This window comes from Mycobacterium sp. SMC-13 (genome assembly GCF_045311035.1).
Classification (GTDB): Bacteria; Actinomycetota; Actinomycetes; order Mycobacteriales; family Mycobacteriaceae; genus Mycobacterium.
On sequence record NZ_JBJIAI010000021.1, the window covers coordinates 67,274 to 83,157 of the forward strand.

Annotated in this window: 12 protein-coding genes; 7 read left to right on the plus strand and 5 right to left on the minus strand. The window is 68.1% G+C overall.

The genetic code is table 11. The annotated features are described in order from the left end of the window. The first annotated feature begins 29 nt into the window (after positions 1-29). The 4 genes from ACJH6I_RS24745 to ACJH6I_RS24760 all read left to right on the plus strand — a co-directional run bounded on the left by ACJH6I_RS24745 (position 30) and on the right by ACJH6I_RS24760 (position 4,759). Positions 30-878 carry a Ku protein gene (locus ACJH6I_RS24745; RefSeq protein ID WP_318987163.1) on the plus strand — a complete coding sequence of 283 codons (849 nt, stop codon included), beginning with the start codon at positions 30-32 and terminating at the stop codon, positions 876-878. A 244-nt stretch (positions 879-1,122) separates the two neighbouring features. Continuing rightward, positions 1,123-1,914, plus strand: a complete 792-nt coding sequence (locus ACJH6I_RS24750) for an SDR family oxidoreductase (RefSeq protein ID WP_318987178.1) — start codon at positions 1,123-1,125, stop codon at positions 1,912-1,914. An 11-nt stretch (positions 1,915-1,925) separates the two neighbouring features. Next, entirely contained in the window at positions 1,926-3,002 is a 1,077-nt protein-coding gene (locus tag ACJH6I_RS24755; protein WP_318987162.1) for a diacylglycerol kinase, read from the plus strand. Between the two features lie 125 nt (positions 3,003-3,127). Further along, positions 3,128-4,759 carry a hypothetical protein gene (locus tag ACJH6I_RS24760; protein ID WP_318987161.1) on the plus strand — a complete coding sequence of 544 codons (1,632 nt, stop codon included), beginning with the start codon at positions 3,128-3,130 and terminating at the stop codon, positions 4,757-4,759. Between the two features lie 68 nt (positions 4,760-4,827). On the opposite strand, the gene ACJH6I_RS24765 is transcribed toward ACJH6I_RS24760, so the two are convergent. Beyond that, the gene (locus ACJH6I_RS24765; RefSeq protein WP_318987160.1) at positions 4,828-5,715 is read right to left on the minus strand and encodes a LysR family transcriptional regulator; all 888 of its coding nucleotides are present in this window, start codon (positions 5,713-5,715) and stop codon (positions 4,828-4,830) included. 74 nt (positions 5,716-5,789) lie between these two features. Between ACJH6I_RS24765 and ACJH6I_RS24770 the strand changes: the two genes are divergently transcribed. Then, the gene (locus ACJH6I_RS24770; RefSeq protein WP_318987159.1) at positions 5,790-8,330 is read left to right on the plus strand and encodes an AAA family ATPase; all 2,541 of its coding nucleotides are present in this window, start codon (positions 5,790-5,792) and stop codon (positions 8,328-8,330) included. 73 nt (positions 8,331-8,403) lie between these two features. After that, entirely contained in the window at positions 8,404-9,639 is a 1,236-nt protein-coding gene (locus tag ACJH6I_RS24775; protein ID WP_318987158.1) for an Nramp family divalent metal transporter, read from the plus strand. Here ACJH6I_RS24775 and ACJH6I_RS24780 read toward each other — a convergent pair. Genes ACJH6I_RS24780 through ACJH6I_RS24790 form a run of 3 tightly spaced genes read right to left on the minus strand, consistent with a single transcriptional unit; the run spans position 9,629 to position 13,212 of the window. Further along, the gene (locus tag ACJH6I_RS24780) at positions 9,629-10,831 is read right to left on the minus strand and encodes a lysine N(6)-hydroxylase/L-ornithine N(5)-oxygenase family protein (protein WP_406784722.1); all 1,203 of its coding nucleotides are present in this window, start codon (positions 10,829-10,831) and stop codon (positions 9,629-9,631) included. The two genes, ACJH6I_RS24775 and ACJH6I_RS24780, sit on opposite strands and share 11 nt — an antisense overlap. 10 nt (positions 10,832-10,841) lie before the next feature. Next, a complete protein-coding gene (locus ACJH6I_RS24785; RefSeq protein WP_406784712.1) occupies positions 10,842-11,651 on the minus strand; it encodes a GNAT family N-acetyltransferase in 810 nt (269 codons plus the stop codon). 46 nt (positions 11,652-11,697) lie between these two features. Beyond that, complete coding sequence (locus ACJH6I_RS24790) at positions 11,698-13,212, minus strand: MFS transporter (RefSeq protein ID WP_406784723.1); 1,515 nt, start codon at positions 13,210-13,212, stop codon at positions 11,698-11,700. 64 nt (positions 13,213-13,276) lie between these two features. Between ACJH6I_RS24790 and ACJH6I_RS24795 the strand changes: the two genes are divergently transcribed. Next, positions 13,277-14,098 (plus strand): TIGR03621 family F420-dependent LLM class oxidoreductase, encoded by an 822-nt coding sequence (locus tag ACJH6I_RS24795; RefSeq protein WP_406784713.1) that lies wholly within the window; start codon positions 13,277-13,279, stop codon positions 14,096-14,098. Here the strand turns inward: ACJH6I_RS24795 and ACJH6I_RS24800 are convergent. Further along, positions 14,079-15,767: an alpha/beta hydrolase gene (locus ACJH6I_RS24800; RefSeq protein WP_406784714.1), complete on the minus strand. Its 1,689-nt coding sequence runs from the start codon at positions 15,765-15,767 to the stop codon at positions 14,079-14,081. The two genes, ACJH6I_RS24795 and ACJH6I_RS24800, sit on opposite strands and share 20 nt — an antisense overlap. Positions 15,768-15,884: the final 117 nt, after the last annotated feature.

Sequence of the window (15,884 nt, forward strand, 5' to 3'; positions counted from 1 at the left end):
CACGGCGCGATCATGGGCCATACTGGGGTATGCGGTCCATCTGGAAGGGGTCAGTCGCCTTCGGTCTGGTCAATGTGCCGGTGAAGGTGTACAGCGCCACTGAGGATCACGACATCAAGTTTCATCAGGTGCACGCCAAGGACAACGGCCGCATCCGATACAAGCGGGTGTGCGAGGTCTGCGGCGAGGTCGTCGAGTTTCGGGATATCGCCAAGTCTTTCGAATCGGAGGACGGCCAGACCGTCATCATCACCGACGAGGACATCGCCACGCTGCCGGAAGAGCGCAGCCGCGAGATCGAGGTCGTCGAGTTCGTCCCGGCCGAGCAGATCGATCCGCTCATGTACGACCGCAGTTATTTCCTCGAGCCGGACTCGAAGTCCTCGAAGTCGTACGTGCTGCTGGCCCAGACGTTGGCGCAGACCGACCGCGTGGCCATCGTGCATTTCTCGCTGCGTAACAAGACGCGGCTGGCGGCGTTGCGCGTCAAGGATTTCGGCAAGCGCAACGTGATGATCGTGCACACGCTGCTGTGGCCCGACGAGATTCGCGATCCGGATTTCCCGGTGCTGGACAAGGAAGTCGAGATCAAGAAGGCCGAGCTGACGATGGCCGGCCAGGTGGTGGACTCGATGACCGAGGACTTCCAGCCCGAGCAGTTCCACGACACCTACCGCGAGCAGATGGAAGAGCTCATCGAAGCCAAGATCGCGGGCGGCGAGGCGTTCACCACCGAGGAAGCGGCGACCGAGCTGGACGCGACCGAGGACGTCTCCGATCTGCTGGCCAAGCTGGAGGCCAGCGTGAAGTCGCGGAAGTCCACCGCCAAGGCCGGCTCGAAGTCCGGCGCCAAGTCCAGCGCGAAGTCGCGGTCCTGAGCGGTCGGCGGTCTCTCACCGGGGCCGCCCGCGCGTCCTACGACGAACGTGTCGCTTTTGTCTGGTTTCGCCCGCCGATCCGGTCCAAACCCGCACGCTCGCCATAGCACCCCACGTGTACGTATCAGCCGGAGCGGTCAACGCATTCGCAGCAATTGAAACGTGTTCTAGAAATTCGTTCCCGCGGCGTCCCAAACTTGCTAGCGTGCCTAACAACGACCACGACGACGCGAGTGAGGCACACGTGATTCTGGACAGATTCCGGCTCGACGACCAGGTAGCGGTGGTGACCGGCGCGGGCCGCGGCCTCGGCGCGGCCATTGCCGTCGCATTCGCCGAAGCCGGTGCTGACGTGCTGATTGCCGCGCGGACCGAGTCTCAGTTGCACGAGGTCGCCGCGCAGGTCGAGGCCGCCGGCCGCAAGGCGCACGTCATCGCCGCCGACCTCGCCCACCCGGACGAGACCGCCAAGCTCGCCGCCGCGGCGGTCGAGGCGTTCGGCCGACTAGATGTCGTCGTCAACAACGTCGGCGGCACCATGCCCGGGCCGCTGATGTACACCTCGCCGCAGGATCTCAAAGACGCCTTCACCTTCAACGTCGCCACCGCGCACGCACTGACACAGGCGGCGGTCCCGCTGATGCTGGAGCACGCCGGCGGTGGCAGCGTCATCAACATCACCTCAGCCGTCGGCCGGCTGGCGGGCCGCGGATTCGCCGCATACGGCACGGCCAAAGCGGCACTCGCGCACTACACCAAGCTCGCCGCCATGGACCTGTGCCCGAAGATCCGGGTCAACGGCATCGCGCCCGGTTCGATCCTGACCTCCGCGCTGGACATCGTCGCCTCCAACGAGGCGTTACGCGACCCCATGGAGAAGGCCACCCCGATGCGCCGCCTCGGCGACCCGGAGGACATCGCGGCCGCCGCGCTGTACCTGGCCTCCCCGGCCGGTGCCTACGTCACCGGCAAGGTGCTGGAGGTCGACGGCGGCCTCACGTTTCCCAACCTTGATCTCCCCATCCCGGACCTGTGAGGAACGTCTGCATGCCCATCAAAGTCGCCGCAGTCGGCACTGGCAACGTCGGCCGCCATGCCCTGACTCAGCTCATCAATGACCCCGCCTACGAACTGACCGGCGTCTGGGTGTCCTCTGCCGCCAAGGCCGGCAAAGACGCCGGAGAGCTTGCCGGACTTGATATTTCGACCGGCGTCACGGCCACCGACGACCTCGACGCCATCTTGGCGAGCAAGCCCGACTGCGTCGTCTACACGGCGATGGCAGACAACCGGCTGCCCGAGGCGCTGGAGGACTACCGCCGCATCCTGGCCGCCGGGATCAACGTCGTCGCCAGTGCGGCGGTGTTCCTGCAGTATCCGTGGCAGGTGCTGCCCGCCGAACTGATCGCGCCGCTCGAAGACGCCGCACAACAAGGCGGTTCGTCGCTGTTTGTGAACGGCATCGACCCGGGCTTCGCCAATGACCTTCTCCCCCTTGCCCTCATGGGCACCTGTCAGAGCGTCGAGCAGGTCCGGTGCATGGAGATCGTCGACTACGCCACCTACGACAGCGCGACGGTGATGTTCGACGTGATGGGCTTCGGCAAGCCCATCGATGAGTTACCGATGCTGCTGCAGCCCGGCGTGCTGAGCCTGGCGTGGGGTTCGGTCGTGCGGCAGTTGGCCGCGGGTCTCGGCATCGAACTCGACGAGGTGACCGAGACGCACGCCCGGGTGCCCGCGCCCGAGGACTTCGACATCGCGTCGGGCCACATCCCGGCGGGCACGACGGCAGCCATGCGGTTCGAGGTGCGCGGCATGAAGGACGGCCACCCGGCCGTCGTGCTCGAGCACATCACCCGCCTCCGTGACGATCTCTGCCCCGACTGGCCACAGCCCGCGCAGGAGGGCGGCTCGTACCGCGTCGAGGTGACCGGCGAGCCGTCGTACGCCCTGGACCTGTGCCTGAGCAGCGGCAAGGGCGACCACAATCACGCCGGACTCGTTGCCACCGCTGCCCGCGTCGTGAACGCGATCCCGGCGGTCGTGGCCGCCGAGCCGGGCATCCGCACGACGCTGGACCTGCCGCTCATCACCGGGAAAGGGCTGTACCGGCGCATCTGACGCCGTCGAAAATAGAGTCATTCGTCGCTAGCGGGCGACCCACCTCTCGAAGCCAGAATCAGGGCGAACTTACGCGAAAGTCAGTTCGCCGAATGTCCGATTCTGAGCCTTTGAAAGGGCCCGCCATGCACACCGCCGCTCGACCGTTCGCTTCCGTCGGCGTGTCCCTGGCCGGGGCCGCGGCTATCGCCGTCGCCCCGGTCATGGCGCCGACCGTCAGTACCCAGATTCACCACATGGAAGCTCAGATCGAGCGCACCGCGGTACGTCTGACCGCCACCATCAACCCCTTCGAGGCGTACGCGCAGGCGTTCAACAACACCGTCGCCAGCCTGCAGACCATCGTGAGCACGGCACAGACCAACGGGCCGACGCCGATCCTGACCGCGGCCCTCAACAACCAACTCGCCGCGCTGCAGGACCTGCTGAAGCTGGTGTCGTCGCCGGGTTCGGTCAAGGTCGACCCGACTCCGCAGCCGGCCGTGCCGTTCGCACCGGCGCCGCCGCTGTTGAACGCGCTGGGCAGCACCCTCGGCCAGATCGGGACCAATCTGACGAAGGGCAACGTCGAGGATGCGACGAATCAGCTGCTCCTGGTCGGGTTGAACGCGCTGATCCCGCTGACCAATCTGCTGGCGCCGGCGCTCAACTCCATCGCCTACCCGCTGCAGGGCCTCGTCAGCGCGATCGACAAACTCGGCCCGCTGGGCGTCATCGCCGCCAACCCACTGCAGAACGCGGTCAACGTCCTCAACACCCTGAACCAGGGCTTCGGCGGGCTGCAACCGTCGAACGCCCTCGTCATCGTCGGCGGCCTCCTCGGCCCGCTGATCCAGGCGCCTGCCGCGCTGGGCGCCGCCGTGCAGGACGTCATCGACGCCACGCGCACCGGCGATCTCGGCAAGGTCGCCACCTCGCTGATCTCGATTCCCGCCACCGTCCTCAACGGTGTTCTCAACGGCGGCTACGGCCCGGACCTGTCGACCGTGATCGATACCGGGCTCCCCGGCGTGCCGCTGTACGCGGGCGGGCTGCTGACCTCGTTCGGCATCAACATCGGTGACGGACCACTGGGCTTCACCGTCAATCTGCCCGGTCCGGTGGCCGCGCTGCAGCTGCTGCAGAAGCTGGTTGCGGGTGCGCTCAAGCCGCCGCCGATCACGACGACCAAGACGGCGGCGGCCAACGCTGTGCCGGCCACCGATGCGACGACGATCGCCCTGCCGGCAGCGACCACCGTGAAGGCGCTGCCCGCCAAGGCAGCAACGGAGACCGCACAGCCGGCCGACCAGCCCACGACGAAGACCGACACCACGAAGACGGATACCCCGAAGACGGATCCGGCCAGCTCGGCGGACACCGCCACGAAACCGGCTGTGACCAAACCGGATTCGTCGACGGGCATCGGCACGGATGGCGGCAAGGACACCGCGACCGACCCCAGCGGCGCGACCAAGCCCGCGGACACCAGCGGCGGCACGTCCGGCAACAGCGGCACCGTAGCCACCGGCACCGGCACCGGTACCGGCAGCGGCAAGACGCCCACCACGGGACAAGGCAAGGGCGCTGACCACGCCTCAGGTGGGGACTCCTCATCCGGCGCCGACGGCGGCGACACCAAGGCCGGCACCAAGGGCAGCACCCCGGGCGGAACGAAGACCGAAACCAAGCCGGCCAAGACCGGAACCACGAAGCCCGCCAAGGCATCCCACGACGCCGGGCACACCAAGGAGGGCACGGGCACGCACGCCAAGTAGCAGTCGAATGTCGGCTTGTGGTCGAGGATGTCGACGATCGTCGACCACAAGCCGACACTCCCGATGAGCTAGCCTGGCGCCGCCTGGATCAGCATGTCGGCCAGGGCCGCGGTGGCCGGTGTCAGGCGGTCCCTGGGCTGCGACGCCAGATAGACCTGCCACCTGACAGATTGCCGCAATTCGATGACGCGCAGATCGTCGAACTGTGCGCACTCCGACGCCGGCATGAAAGTGGTCCCGAGGCCTTGGCGAACCAGTTCACCGATAACCGAGAAGCCGGCAGGGATCACATGGACGGGCCGCGACTGGACGCCCGCGGACAGAAAGGCGTTGTCCAGCAAGGACCGAAAACCCCAGTCGGGTGGGAACCCGATCAGGTCCTCCCCCGCCAGTTCGAGCAGACCGGCCACGTTCTGGGCTGCCATCGGGTGATCGTCGCGGCACACGAACACCATCGGTTCCTCGAACATCAGCCGCATCTCGAGCTGTGGCGGGAATCTGTTGGGCACCGAGACCAGCGCCAGGTCCAACGAGCCGTCGACGAGTGCCGAGAGGTATGCCGAGGCGCCAGATTGATTGAGTTGCAATCGAAGTCGTACAAAGGGGTGCTCTCGATGGAACTCTCCGAGCACCTGGGCGACATTCATCGGCCCGTAGGAGATCAATGACCCGAATTCGACGCTGCCCATCAGCCGGCCGCGACTGGACGCGACCGATTCCGCGGCTGAGCCCGCGACGCGCAACAGTTCGTGCGCCTGGGCGAGAAATCGTTCGCCGGCGACCGTGAGTTCGATCTGCTGACGGGAGCGATCGAACAACTGCACACCGAGCTCACGTTCCAGCTTCGCGATCGATGTCGAGACGGCGGACTGCACGACGTGGACGCGGCGTGCCGCGCGGGTGAAGCTGCGCTCGATGGCGACCGCCACGAAGTGCTCCACCTGCCGTAACTCCACGCGCCAGATTATCTACGGCGTAGATGGAAGTTATCAATATCTGTCGTTAGACGTGCTGACCGATCGGATGTCTCATGGTGCGTGTGAATACCGCGTCGACACGGCTGATCGGCCGCGACGCGGAACTCACGGTCCTGCGGAACGCCATCGCCACACCACCGCACGGGCAGGTGATCGTCATCTCCGGGGCCTTGGGCTCGGGCAAGACGTCCCTGCTCACGATCGCCCAGCAACAAGCAGCCGCGTCGGGTCATCGCGTCCTCGGGATCGCCGGATTACCCGGAGAGACCGGCACACCGCTGGGCGGTCTGCACCGGCTCCTGCGGGCGTTGAACGGCGCCGAGGCCAACCCCTACGGGCGTGCCGACATCATCGAGACCCTTTTCAGCACACCGCTGTTCGGCGATCAGATCCACACCGCGCGACTGGCCACGGCGCTGCTCGAACTCTTGGACGCGGTGCCGCGGCGACAGCCGGTCCTCGTCACTGTCGACGACGCGCATTGGCTCGATGACCAATCCCGCAGCGTCCTCTTGTTCGCCGCCCGACGCAGTGCCGGCCGCCCGGTCACCGTGGCGCTGACCTTGCCCGACACCGTCGCGGCAACGGGTCTGGCAGGCCGGTCCGCCGTCGAAATCCCGCTCAAACCAATGAATCTCGATCAGTCGCTCAGGCTGTTGGAGGCGCAACCCACACCGCCGAGCGGAGTCCTGCGCGAGCAGATCGTGAAGCAATCCGCGGGCAATGCCGCGGCGATCATCCACTTTTCCAGTGCGACCTCAGGCCCGGCGGCCATGGCGGGCCAGGCCCCGGACCCCCTGCCCCTGCCGATCAACGTGCAAGCCATCTACGCGCAGCATCTGGCGCATCTGCCCGCGGCCACGCGTGCGGCGCTCGTCGTCGTCGCCGCGGCGTCCGCCGCAGATCTGCGCGTGCTGCCCCCGGGCGCGCTGGCCGACCCGGCTGCCCTGGCGCCGGCGGAGACCGCGGGCATCATGCGGATCGAGGCGGCGCGCATCAGCCCCGTCAACCCGCTCATCCGCTCCGCGGCCTACTACGGGGCGCCGCTGGCCGCCCGGCAGGACGCACATCGTCTCCTGGCCGATGCACTGCATGCGTTGCCGCAGCGCCAGACCTGGCACCGTGCCCATGCCGCGTCAGCCACCGCGCACAGTCCGCATGACCGGATTCGCGCCCTGACCGCCCACGGGATGGCGACGATGTGGAACGACGGCCAGGCCGCTGCCGCGACGCTGCTGGCCGCAGCCGACGAAGCGCTCCAACTGGAACCCGCGCTGGCCTGGGAACCGCTACGCGTGGCGGCCGCCGCAGCATTTCTGTCCGGCGACCCGGCCGCCTATCACGACACAGCGAAAACACTTCAGCGACTTGCTGACTCGATCCCGGCGGCCACAAGGAGCGCATCGACATCACGGCTGTGGGTCCGGGCGGTGACCGACGCCCCGCGCGCACGCGCCGAGCTGGCGTCTTTCAGCACCCGGCCGATCGACGGATTCGGGGTGCTGGATCTGAGCCTGATCGGGCTCGCCGCCGGAGTCACCGACGAGTCAGAGCTCGGCATCCGGACGCTACGTGCCGCCCAATCCCTGATGACGCAACATGATTCGACGACCGGGCACGCCCTTACGACGGCGATGCTGGCGTGGTCGTGTGTCGACACCGGGCGCTGGGACGAGGCGCTTCGCATCACGGGCCACTTGCACACGCTCGGGGCCGTCAGCGATCAGCCGTTGGTCACCGCCACCGGGGACCTGATCAGAGCCACGGTCACAGCGCGGCGCGGCGACACCACGTCCGCGCGAGATCAGCTGACCGCTGCCCTCGATGTGCTGGATTTCCACGACAACCGCCTGCACTCTGCGCGGGCACACCACATCCTCGGGCAGATCAATCTCGTCGACGGCAACGACCTCGGGGCCTACGGCCATCTGGCCGAATTGTTCAGCGATTCCGGCGCACCGCTGCACCCGCACGTCTCCTTCCGCGCCCTCGTCGACTACGCCGAAGCAGCCCTCCGGACGGGCATGGTCGACGACGCACGACGCAGATTCAGCGCGGCACTGACCCACCTTTCACCACCGCACTCCGCGCGCGTCGGCCAGTTGGTGAACCACGCCTCGGCCCTCCTCGGCGTCGGAGACACCGGCGACACCCTCGCCCGGACGCTGGCCGACGCCGCAGGTGAGCAGTGGCCGTTCGAACGCGCGCGGTTGCGGCTCAGCTACTCGGGCTGGCTCCGGCGCAGTCGACGACGCAAAGAAGCGCGCCGGCACATCTCCGCCGCACTGGCGACGTTCGAAACACTCGGCGCCGGACCGTGGCTGGAAATCTGCGCCCGGGAGCTGCGCGCTTCCGGAGTTCCGACGACGGCACCCGCGACGCCGTCCACCGGACGGTTGAGTCCCCAGGAGCATCAGGTTGTCTATCTGGCCGGCCGCGGTTTGACGAACCCGCAGATCGCGGCCCGGCTTCAACTCTCGACGCGCACCGTCTCCGGGTACCTCTACCGCTCATTTCCGAAGCTGGGCGTGACCAGCCGGCATCAGATCCGCGACATCCCGCCGCCACCCGACGGGCGCTCGACGGCCGGCTGACAGGGTTTCCACAATCCCAAGATTTCGGCTAACCTAACTTTTCTATTCGCAAACCCGGATAGAGAGTGAGTGCATGCTGACCGAGACCCGCGCACCGTCGCGCTCGTCGCGCCCGACCTGGTCCCTGTTGGGTCCCGCGTTCGTCGCTGCCATCGCCTACGTGGACCCGGGCAACGTCGCGGCCAACATCAGCGCAGGCGCGAAGTTCGGGTTCCTGCTGGTCTGGGTCATCCTGCTGGCCAACGTCATGGCCGGCCTGGTGCAGTACCTGTCCGCCAAATTGGGGCTGACGACCGGCCGGTCCCTGCCGGAGCTGGTCGCCGAGAACTGCCGCACGCCCACCCGGCTCGCATTCTGGGTGCAGGCCGAAATGGTCGCCGTGGCAACCGATCTCGCCGAAGTGGTGGGCGGCGCCATCGCGCTGCAACTGTTGTTCGGGCTGCCCATGCTGGCGGGCGGTGTGATCACCGGCGTGGTCTCGATGTGCCTGCTGTCGGTGCAGAACCGCGGGAGCCAGCGCGCGTTCGAACGGATCATCGCGGGACTGCTGATGATCATCACCATCGGCTTTCTCACCAGTCTGATCGTCGATCCGCCCGCGCCCGGTGCCGTGCTCGGCGGCGTCGTGCCGCACTTCGCCGGACCCGAGAGCCTCTTGCTGGCCACCGCGATCCTGGGTGCGACGGTCATGCCGCACGTGGTCTACCTGCACTCCGGCCTGGCCCGCGACCGGCACGGCAAGCCCGAGACCGGCGCTCCGCTGCGCCACATGCTGCGCGTCACCCGCTTCGACGTCGGCCTGGCGATGGTGGTCGCGGGCGCGGTGAACCTGTCGATGCTGCTTGTCGCGGCGACGCATCTGCAGGGGGTGGCAGGCACCGATACCATCGCGGGTGCGCACGCCGCCGTCGGCAATGCCCTGGGCCCCGCGGTCGCGCTGTGCTTCGCGGTCGGTCTGCTGGCTTCGGGCCTGGCGTCCTCATCGGTCGGTGCGTACGCCGGGGCCATGATCATGCAGGGCCTGCTCAATCGGTCGTATCCACTCTTGCTGCGCCGGGCCGTCACGGTGATTCCGGCGCTGGTCGTGCTGGCCGTCGGCTTCGACCCGACGCGCGCGCTGGTCATCTCGCAGGTGGTGCTGTCGTTCGGCATCCCGTTCGCGCTCATCCCGTTGGTCCGCCTGACCAGCAACCGCGCCGTGATGGGCGAGAACATCAACCACCGCCTCGTCACGACATTGGGATGGGCTGTGGCCGTGCTGATCTCGGCCCTCAATGTGGTGCTGATCTACCTGACCGTCACGGGCTGATCGCCGCCGCGATCTCGCCGCTGCGAACGGCCACGTTCGACAGCAGCGTCGCGCCGAGCCCGTGGCTGTGTTCGACGGTCGCGCCGTTGAGGTAGATGTCCCCGGGCGCGCCCGGCCTGGCCACCAACTTGTAGTCCCGGGTCGCCAAGGGACGGCCCCGCTCATCGAACTCGTAGCAGGACGCCAGCTCGCCCAGGAACGCCGGCACATCCATCGGCGCGTAGCCGGTCGCGTACACCACGGCATCGCAGCGCACGGTCTCGGTCGTGTTGTCGATGCGATTGCGCAGGCCCAGCCGGACCTCCGCGCCGTCTTCGTCGGCGCCGGTGACAGTGCAGGCCCGGTGCAGGAACAACCGGCGGTCCCCGCTCACGCGTTCGCTGTACTCGCGTTCATACAGTTCCGCGATGAGGTCGACGTCGACGGCCGAGTAGTTGGCCGACCGGTGGTAGTCGAGCAGCCGCTGACGTTCCACGCCGTCCGCACCGTAGAACTCGTCGACCGCGGCGGGATCGAAGATGCGGTTCACGAAGGCACTGTCGTCGGCGAGGCTGTACCCGTACCGCCCGAACACCGCGTGCACCTCGGCGCGCGGGTAGGTGCGGTGCAGGTAGGAAACCACCTCGGCGGCGCTCTGCCCCGCGCCCACCACGGCGAACCGGCCACGCTCCACCGGACCGAGAGCAGCCACCCCACTGAGTAATTGGTGGCTGTGCCACTGGCGCAGGCTCGAGCGCGCGCCCGGGGGCAGCACCGGGTGCAGGCCCGTGCCCAGCACCAGGGTGCGCGCCGAGATGACCTCGTCGGGTTCCAGATGCACCGCGAATCCCGCGTCCCCTGCCGTCACGCCGACCACGCGGCGGCCGTAGCGCACATCGGCGGCGAACTGATCCGCGGCCCACTGCAGGTAGTCGTGGAATTCGTGCCGGCTGGGAAAGACGTCATGGCGACCGATGAAGTCGACGAGCCTGCCCCGATCACTCAGGTAGTTGACGAACGTGAACGCGCTCTGCGGATTGCGCAGCGTCGCCAGGTCTTTGAGGAACGGAATCTGCATCCGGGTGCCGGGCAGCAGCATGTCGCGGTGCCAGCCGAACCGCTGCTGGGCGTCGACGAATCGGCCGCGCACGCCACGCTCGGCGAGCGCCACGGCCAGCGCCAGATTCGACGGTCCGAACCCGACGCCCAGCATGTCGGGGTTCTCAGGTCTGGACATGGTTGCGGGTGAGCCGGGCCAGATAGAGCTGGTGCACCATGTCCCGATTGATGAGCACCACGAAGTCGGCCATGTCGAATTCCGGGTCGTACGACGGTTCCCCACAGATCACACCGCCGATCCGCAGGCTGCCGGCCACCATCGGCGGAATCCGCACCAGACCGGGATCGGGCAGCTCGGCGAGGGGTATTCCGTTGACCTGCACCGGGTTTCGTGGTGTCACGCGAAACTCCGGCGGCGCCGGATGCTGCCGGTACGCCCGGTCGAGAACGCCGCGCACCAGCGCACCACGCGAACCGCCGTCCGCCATGCGCACCGAGAGGCTGCCGATCGCCCACTGGTAGCCGGTGAGTTCCTGGTAGCGCAGGATGCCGGCCCACAGCATCGCCATGACCGCGCCACTGCGATGGTCGGGATGCACGCTGGCCCGGCCCAACTCGACCAGCGACGGCCGCAACGCGTCGATGCCGGCACCGAGCTCGAAGTTGGTGTCGGTGAAGATGCCGCCGGCCGCCCGCGCGCCGTCCGGGGGCAGTAGCCGATAGCAGCCGACGATCGCCCCGGTCTGTTCGTCCCGGGCCAGCAGGTGATCGCTGTAGGCGTCGAAGCGGTCGATGTCGATCATCTCGCCGGTGCGCGGTCCGCGAATCGCTTGTGGCAGTGCGGCCCCCAGCTCTTCGGCGAACGTCTGGTACCGCAGGCGCTGCGCCGCTTCGATCTCATCGGGGTCGTCGGAGATGACGATGCTGTAGCGGCCGGAATCGGTCGCTGGGATGAGAACAGCAGCGCCGAACATAAGATTCGAAACTATCCGCATTGCGGCGCGGCCGTAGCAACTTCGGCTAATCCACAGACTCTGCACGGATTGTTTGCCGGGTGCCAGTCCGGATGAGCAGCGCCACGAACAGCGTGGCCGTGGTGGCGGCGAGCGCGGCAGCGGTCAACGCGGACTGCAGGCCGGCGGCATTGGCTTCCCGTGCGAGCGTCGCGAGCGCGGGGCGCAGCCTGTCGGGCACGGCCTCGAGCGCCCGCAACCCGGCGCCGGCCGCCAACCCGTCACTGAGCTGCCGGCGCGCTTCGGCGCCGAGTCCCGGTACTGCGGAAAGCCGAGACGTGGCAAGGTCGCCCGCGTGTCGGCTGAACAAGGCTCCGAGCCCGGCCACGCCGGCCAGAATCCCGACCTGCCGCGCCGTGCTGACCGTCCCCGTCGCCATCCCGGCGTCGGCGACCGGCACGAAGCGCAGCGCCGCGTCCGACGTCAACGCGGACAGCCCGCCGAGTCCCAGCCCGGCCACGACCGACCCCGAGACGAAGTGCGTCCACGTCGTGTTCGCGTTTACTGCGGTCATCATCCACATACCCGCGGCAATCAATGCGACGCCGGCCGGGATGGTGGCGGCCACCGGTATCCGCCGCGCCGCGACCATCGCCATCGGGGCACCCAGGACGATGGCCAGCGTCAGCGGCAGCGAGCGCAACCCGGCCCCAAAGGGACTGAACCCCAACGTGTTCATGAAGTACAGCGCCAGGTAGTTCGTCGACGCGATCAGCGTCCCGGTCGCGGCGAACGCGGCCAGGGAGACACCCGCGAAACCGGGACCGGCGAGCAGCCGCACGTCGAGCATCGGCTCGGCCAGGCGGGACTCGCGCAGCCCGAAGGCGGCCAGCGCGACGACACAGAAAGCACTCAGTCCCAACATGATCGGGCTGCCCCAGCCGAAGTGGTTGCCCTCGATCAGCACGTACACGCCCGCGAACAGCGCCGCTGTCAGCACCACCGTGCCCCAGATGTCGACCGGACGGGACCGCGGGACGACGCTTTCGGGGACAGCGAAGATGACGATGTACAGCGCGACCACGCCGACCGGCAGGTTGATCAGAAAGATCGACGGCCACCCGTACGCGGTGACGAGCGCACCGCCCAGCAGCGGCCCGACGGCACCGCCCGCCCCCATCGCCGCTCCGTACGCCGCGATGGCGCCCGCCCGCTGCCGCGCATCGGGGAACGCGGCCGCGAGCATCGGCAACGACACCCCGAGCAGCACCGCGCCGGCCGCGCCCTGCACTGCCCGCAGCCCGTTGAGCGCATCGATGTTGCGGGCGAGCGCGCACCCGGCCGACGCGAACATGAACACCACGAGGCCACCGAGGTACAACCGCCGCCGTCCCAGCCGGTCCCCCACCGTCGCCGCCGTGAGCAGCAATCCGGCCATCGGCAGGGCGTACGCGTCGACGACCCACTGCAATCCGGACAGCGGCGCGTGCAGGGCAGCCTGCATGTCGGCCAATGCCGCGGCGACGATCGTCATGTCGAGCAGCAGCATGAACACCACCACGCAGACCGCGGTCAGTGTCAGTCTGGGGCGCACACCTGCAGTTTGCACCGGCGTGCACGCCCCGCGCGTCCGTAAGGTCGAACCCATGACGAGAGATTTCCGTTTCGGCGTCGGCCTGCGGCACACCGACAGCCGGTCAGCGGTCCAGGAGGCGGCGCGCCGCGGTGAGGACCTCGGCTACGACGTCCTCCTGGTGCCCGACCATCTGGGCGCTCCGGCGCCGTTTCCGGTGCTGGCGACCGCCGCCGCGGCGAGCAGCACGCTGCACCTGGGCACCTTCGTGTTCAACGCGTGCTTCTACAAGCCCGCGCTGCTGGCCCGCGACATCGCGGCCATGCGCGACCTGACCGAGGGACGTTTCGAGACGGGCCTCGGTGCCGGGTACGTCAAGGAAGAGTTCGATGCCGCCGAACTGCCGTTCCCCAGTGCCGGGAAACGGGTGGAGTACACCGCGCACGTCACCTCGTATCTGCGCACCCACCTGCCCGAGGTGCCGGTGATGATCGCCGGTGCCGGCGACAAGCTGCTGACGGTCGCCGCCCAGCAGGCACAGATAATCGGGCTGACCGGCGGCGGCCCGCCATCCGCCGACCACGACCCGCTCGCTGAGCGAATCTCGTTCGTGCGCAACGCCGCCGGCGACCGGTTCGATGAGCTGGAGCTGAACCTGGCCATCACCGCGGTGCCGACCGACGGGTCCGGGATACCGAACCTGTCCATGACCCGGCGCTTCCAGCCCGACCTCAGCGACGCCGAGTTGTTGACGACACCGGGCGCCCTCAGCGGCAGCACCACCGACATGGCCGACCGGATCCGCGACCTGCGGGATCGCTACGGGGTGAGCTACTTCATTGTCCAGCAACAGCATTCGGAGGCCTTCGCGAAGGTCATCGCAGAACTGCGCTGACGGCGCGCGCAGGGCTCGGCTGCGCCATGGGCTCGTAGACGGCGAACTGCAGCACGGTGTTGAGGATCAGCTGCGCGAGGCCGTCCCACGGCGTGGCCTGCACGGGCCGAGTGGACGCGAACGGCAACGCCACCGCGGTGGCCGGTCCGGCTTTGGTGTCGATCGTGATGGTCTGCCCTGGCGCGCCATAGATTCCGGTCTGGGTACCGGCGAACATGTCGTTGATCCAGCCGATGGCGAGCGTCTTCTCGGCCTCGATATTCGGTGACCGCGAGAAGCCGGCCACGACGTACTCGGCGAATTGCAGCACGGGGTTCGCGCCCTGCAGCGCATCGATGTGCCGGCCCCCGACCAGCATGACCCCGTTGAACTGCCCGGGCCGAGCCGCTTCGAGCTCCCGCCCGACCAGACCGTCGATGTTCCATACATACGGCTCGGACGAAATGTCGTAAATCGGGCGGTAATTGGCGCCGCTCAGCTTCTGCAGCGCGGCGGGCACCACACCGTTCAGATCGACCGAATCCATCAACACCACCCCCTCCAGATTCGCGACCGCACCGTTGTCCACCATGCGGCCGGCGGCCGAACTCACCAGCGCGCCGCCGAGCGAATGGCCGACCAGGATGAACTTCGTGGGTAGCGTCACCTCGTGTCCGGCTGCGGCGCCGGCACTTTCGGTCAGTGACGCGCGATCACCGGCGAACAGGTCGGCCACCGCCTGCTGGTCTGCCGAACCGCCGAGCCACCGCGCCTTGGAATCAAACGCGTTGGAGGACAACGTCGGAGCCACCACGATGCTGTTGGTGCCCTGCGCCAGTGCGGCCAGCGTGTAGCTGTACATCGGGGCGACGGCCATGAAGCCGTGCTGGAAATAGATCACCCGGGTCGCCGAATCCGCGTGCTCCGGGAAATACCAGTTCGCCTGGACCTTCTGCCCGGTGCCCGGCATGGCCAGGCTGGACACCTTGACCGTGACTGTGCTGCCCCGCGGCAGCACCGGCGGGCCGGCGAACGCGAGCATGGCGCTGCCGATCACGTTGAACACGAACGACCCGATGACGTTGATCAGGCTGGGCCGTGCGGTTTTCACCGCCGCGGTCGGGGTGTCGGTGGTCGTGGCACCGGTGGTCACGGCGCTCGTGGTCGTGGCGCTGGTGGTCGTGGCTGCGGCTGCCGCCGTCTTGACCACGGCACTCGGCTGCGATGCCGTCGCTGAAACCGGTTGCGCAGCGGAGACGGCTGGAACCTGAGACCGCTTGGCCAGCAACGCGTTCGGAAGCTTCACCGCCGGCAGTGTCGGCTTGGGTCGAGCCGCCTGCGCCCGGACCGCTTTCTCCGGCGCGGTGGGTCGCGTCACCGAGGCCTTGTCGGGCGCGCCCTTGTCGGGTTTGGTGGCGTCTTTGGCCTTCTTGGTCCGCGAGGAATGGTCGGCGGACTTGCGCGCATGCGGATCAGTCGCGGGCTTCGACTTCCCGGCCGGCGCCGCCCCAGCCTGTGACGCCGTCCCTGCCGGTGACGTCGTCGGCTGCGAAGCGGTGGGGTGCGACGCGTCCCCCACGCTGTGCGCGGCACCGGATGCATCGTCGGCCCACACCGGCGCCATCGGCAGCCACAGCGCCAGACACCCCGCGGCCAGCATCACCCAAACCGCTCTCGACCACCCCGTCATCAACCGCACGCTAGCCCGCAGCGCGGCGCGTGGGAGGAAAATGAACAAATTGGTTCAGATGTTCCATTAGCGCTCGGGGCGCCCCACTTGCCTGCGGCATACTGGTGATCCCCATCG